Annotated in this window: 5 protein-coding genes; all 5 read right to left on the bottom strand. The window is 68.2% G+C overall.

Features of this window, described 5'->3' with window-relative positions:
- On the bottom strand, positions 1-558 hold a 558-nt coding region (locus tag NHG85_RS18015; RefSeq protein ID WP_253335009.1), incomplete at its 3' end, for a thiamine pyrophosphate-binding protein.
- Between the two features lie 2 nt (positions 559-560).
- Positions 561-1,919, bottom strand: coding sequence for a TRAP transporter large permease (locus NHG85_RS18020; RefSeq protein ID WP_253335010.1), 1,359 nt, complete (start codon positions 1,917-1,919; stop codon positions 561-563).
- Positions 1,912-2,430, bottom strand: a complete 519-nt coding sequence (locus tag NHG85_RS18025; RefSeq protein ID WP_253335011.1) for a TRAP transporter small permease — start codon at positions 2,428-2,430, stop codon at positions 1,912-1,914. Before NHG85_RS18025 ends, NHG85_RS18020 begins: the two co-directional genes overlap by 8 nt.
- Positions 2,427-3,464, bottom strand: coding sequence for a TRAP transporter substrate-binding protein (locus NHG85_RS18030; protein ID WP_253335013.1), 1,038 nt, complete (start codon positions 3,462-3,464; stop codon positions 2,427-2,429). Before NHG85_RS18030 ends, NHG85_RS18025 begins: the two co-directional genes overlap by 4 nt.
- A gap of 195 nt (positions 3,465-3,659) precedes the next feature.
- The coding region (locus NHG85_RS18035) for an aldehyde dehydrogenase family protein (protein WP_253335015.1) at positions 3,660-4,014 on the bottom strand (355 nt) is incomplete at its 5' end.

Genomic DNA, 4,014 nt, shown 5'->3' on the forward strand with positions numbered 1-4,014 from the left:
CGGGGCGGGCTCGCACAGCACCTCGCGCGGCAGCGACAGATAGACCGGCCCCTTTGGCGTCGTCTCCGCGATGGCATGGGCGCGGTCCATGAGCGGCGCCAGCTGCTCGGGGAACTTCAGCTCGTAATCCCATTTCGCGGCCTCGCGCACGAGGGCGGTCTGGTCGCGCATCTCCTGGCCCCAGCCGATCGGGACGGTGCGCGCACCGGGGCGCCCGGCCTCGGTCACCGGGGTGCGGCCCGACATCAACAGCATCGGCACGTGTTCGCAGGCGGCGTTGATCGCGCCAGTCGCGCCGTTCGACAGCCCGACATTGGTATGGAGCATCACCGCCTGCGCCCGGCCGGTGGCGAGCCAGTAGCCATGCGCCATGCCGAGGGCCGCGTGCTCATGCGGGATGGTGATCGCCCGCGGCAACGCTTCGCCGCGCGCGGCCGCTTCGGCAAGACCTTCGATGATGGGCGGGAAATCGGTGCCGGAATTGGCAAAGACGCAGTCCACGCCGAGCGCCTTGAGGCGCGGAAAGATCGCGCCGCCGGCGGGGATCGTGTCGCTCATGTTCAGCCTCCGAGCATGTCCGGCAGCCACAAGGTCAGCGCCGGAAAGCCGAGCAGCAGCGCCACGCGCAGGATCTCGGCGAGAAAGAAGGGCAGCACGCCCTTGAAGGTCTCGATCATCGGCGTGTCGCGCGCCAGCGCCGAGATGACGAAGACGTTCATCCCGACGGGCGGCGTGATCAGCCCCAGCTCGACCACGATCAGCGCGAGTATCCCGAACCAGATCTTGAGATCGTCGGTCGCCATGCCGAAGCCCGAGCCCTCGGCGCCCTGGTAGAGCCCGCCGTTGAGCTCCATCAGCATCGGCCAAAAGAAGGGGATGACCAGAAGGATCATCGACAGGCTGTCCATCAGGCAGCCAAGCGCGATCAGCGCCAGCAGGATCAGCACCATCACCATCATCGGCGCGAGGCCGGATTCGGCAATCCATGCGGCGGCCTGCTGCGGCAGGCCGATCCGGCTCATGAAGATCTTCATCAGCTCGGCACCGAACAGGATCAGGTAGATCATGCCCGTGGTCGCGGCGGTGGCCAGAAGCGCCGTCTTCATGGTGGCGAGCCGGACCCGCCCGCGCAGCGCGCCGTAGACCCAGACCAGCACCACCCCGACCGCGGCCGCGGGCGTGGGGTTGAACAGCCCGCCATAGATGCCGCCCAGCACCAGTCCGAAGATGCCGATCACCGGCAGAAGCCCCAGCGTCGCGGCGCGGAACTCGGCCCGGTCGGCGGCACCGCCCTTGGGCCCGGCGGCGGGCCAGATCGCGACATAGATCGCGATGGTGGCCAGAAACAGCAGCACCGCGAGGATGCCCGGCAGCAGGGCCGCCGCGAACATGGTGACGATATTGGCCTCGACGATGATCGCATAGATGATCAGCACCACCGACGGCGGGATCAGGATGCCCAGCACCCCGCCCGCGGCGAGGCTGCCGGTGGCCAGCGCGCCGGAGTAATTGTAGCGCTTGAGCTCGGGCAGGGCGACCTTGCCCATGGTCGAAGCGGTGGCGAGCGAGGAGCCGCAGACCGCGCCGAAGCCCGCACAGCCCGCGATCGCGGCCATGGCGGTGCCGCCGCGCATCCAGCCGAGCCAGGCGTTCGCGCCGCGAAACAGCGCCTGACTGAGCCCTGCGACGACGGCCAGCTCCCCCATCAGGATGAACATCGGCACGACCGAAAGGTCGTAGACCGAGAACTGCCCGTAGGCGAGCGTCTTGAGCTGGCTCAGAAGCAGCGTCGGCCCGTTGACCAGCGCGATGCCGCCCGCCCCGACGATGATCATCGCATAGCCGATCGGCATGCGGATCGCGATCAGCACGACGAGAAGGACGAGCGCCGCGAGGCCCAGCGTGATCGGGTCAGCCATGACGCGGCCCCCGCATCACGCGCAGCGCATTCGTCAGGGTGACCAGCGCCGCCGCGGCCAGAAGCGCCAGCGAGACGAGGACCGGCACAAAGGCGTACCAGATCGGCAGCTGCAAAATGGTGGTGGCATAGCCGTAGTCGCGCTGATCGGTCATGCCGGCGGACATGCGCCACAGCAGGATCGCGGCGAAGCCGGCCGCGACCAGCGCCGCCAGCGCGCGCAGCGCGGCAAGCAGGCGCGGCCCGGCTCCGGCGGTGAAGATGTCGGCGGTCACGTTGGCATCCCTGATCTGGCAATAGGGCAGGAAGGCGAAGACCGCGACGGCCACGCCCATCTCGGTCAGTTCGAAGTCGCCGGGGAAGGAGCGGCCGACCATCGCGCCGATCACGGCAGCCAGGTTGACCGCGATCACCGCAAGCAGCACCAGCCCGCCGAACAGGGCCCAGGCCGTCACCAGCCGATCGACGGCGCCGGTGATCCCGGCGCGGCGCTCTTCCCCGGCAAGGTTCATTGCGCGGCGTTCTGTTCGATCATCCCGCGCGCGGTTTCGACCAGCGCGGTGCCGTCGATCCCCTTGCCCGAGACATCCTCGGTCCAGCGCTCGACCACCGGGGCGAGCCGGTCCATGAAGGCGGCGGTCTCGTCCTCGGTCAGGGTGATGTGCTCGTTTCCGGCATCGGTCGCGACCTTGATCCCGAAATCATCCACCTCGCGCCAGACCCGGCCCATCTCGGCGACCCAGTCGCGGCCCGACGCGTCGCGGAAGGCCTGCTGGATGTCCTCGGGAAGGCTGTCCCAGCGGGCCTGGTTCATCGAGACCTGAAAGGTGCTGGTGCCAAAGCGGGTGCGATCGGCGCCCTCGATCTGGTAGTCGGTCTGTTCCTGCACGCTCAGCGCCGGGATGATCTCCCAGGGGATGAAGGCGCCGTCGACCACGCCCTTGGAGAGCGATTGCGGCAGCTCGGGCACCGGCATCGCCACCGGGTTGGCGCCGAGCGCCTCGATTGCCCATGCGCCGGTGCGGGTCGGGATGCGCAGGCTGGTGCCGGCGAGATCCTCGGGGCTGCGCACTTCCTTGTTCGCCATCTGGATGCCCTGGCCGGCATGGACATGCAGGAACATGACCTCGAGCCCGCGGAAATCCTCGGCCAGATGCTCCTCGAACATGTCATGCATGGCAAGGTTCGTGGCCACGGGGTCGTTCATGTAGACGGTCGGCAGCTCGAACACCTCGGTGCGCGGAAAGAGACCGGGGGTATAGCCGTTGAGCGTCCAGACCAGATCGACCACGCCGTCGCGGGCCTGGCTGACGAGCTCCTGCGGGCGTCCGCCCAAGGTCATCGAGGGAAAGATCTCGATCTCGACCTGACCGCCGGAGTTTTCCTCGACGGCCTCGGCCCAGGGCTCGAGCATCCGGGTCTGGGCCGGAGCCTGCGCGCCGAGGAAATGATGCAGGCGGAACTTGTGCTCCTGCGCCGCCGCGCTGCCCGCGACAAGCGCGAGGGCCGAAGCCGCGAGAGCGGGTTTGATGAACGTGCTGGACATGTCGTCCTCCCTGTCAGCCGGGCGGCCCTTTGGCCGCCGCTTCTCCGGTCGGGCGTGGATCTCCTCATCCGCGTCCCGATATTGCAGGCAAGTTACCTTGTAGGAATGCTGCTGCAAAATGACGTTTGCGGCTTTTTGATTGCAAAAAACGGAAAGCATTCCGGGCCGGGCGGGTCTGCCCGGCCCGGACATGGATCAGATCGGGAAATGCAGATCGCCGTCCTGCAGGGTAATCCAGCGCAGTTCGGTGAACTCCTGCACCCCCCAGATCCCGCCGAAACGGCCATGGCCCGATTGCTTGACGCCGCCGAAGGGCATCTGCGCCTCGTCATGCACGGTCGGGCCGTTGACGTGGCAGATGCCGCTTTCGACGCGGCGCGCGACAGCCATGGCGCGGGCGGTGTCGCGGCCGAACACGGCGGCCGCGAGGCCGAACTCGCTGTCGTTGGCGATGCGCACCGCCTCGTCGGTGTCCGCGGCGCGGATCACCGCCGCGACCGGGCCGAAGCTTTCCTCGGAGTAGAGCCGCATCTGCGGCGTCACGCGGTCG

This window comes from Limimaricola litoreus, from assembly GCF_024159025.1.
GTDB lineage: Bacteria > Pseudomonadota > Alphaproteobacteria > Rhodobacterales > Rhodobacteraceae > Limimaricola > Limimaricola litoreus.

What these genes read in the sequence shown, in the direction of transcription:
- NHG85_RS18020 (WP_253335010.1), bottom strand. Translation starts at nt 1,919, where the DNA reads ATGGCTGACCCGATCACGCTGGGCCTCGCGGCGCTCGTCCTTCTCGTC.
- NHG85_RS18025 (WP_253335011.1), bottom strand. Translation starts at nt 2,430, where the DNA reads ATGAACCTTGCCGGGGAAGAGCGCCGCGCCGGGATCACCGGCGCCGTC.
- NHG85_RS18030 (WP_253335013.1), bottom strand. Translation starts at nt 3,464, where the DNA reads ATGTCCAGCACGTTCATCAAACCCGCTCTCGCGGCTTCGGCCCTCGCG.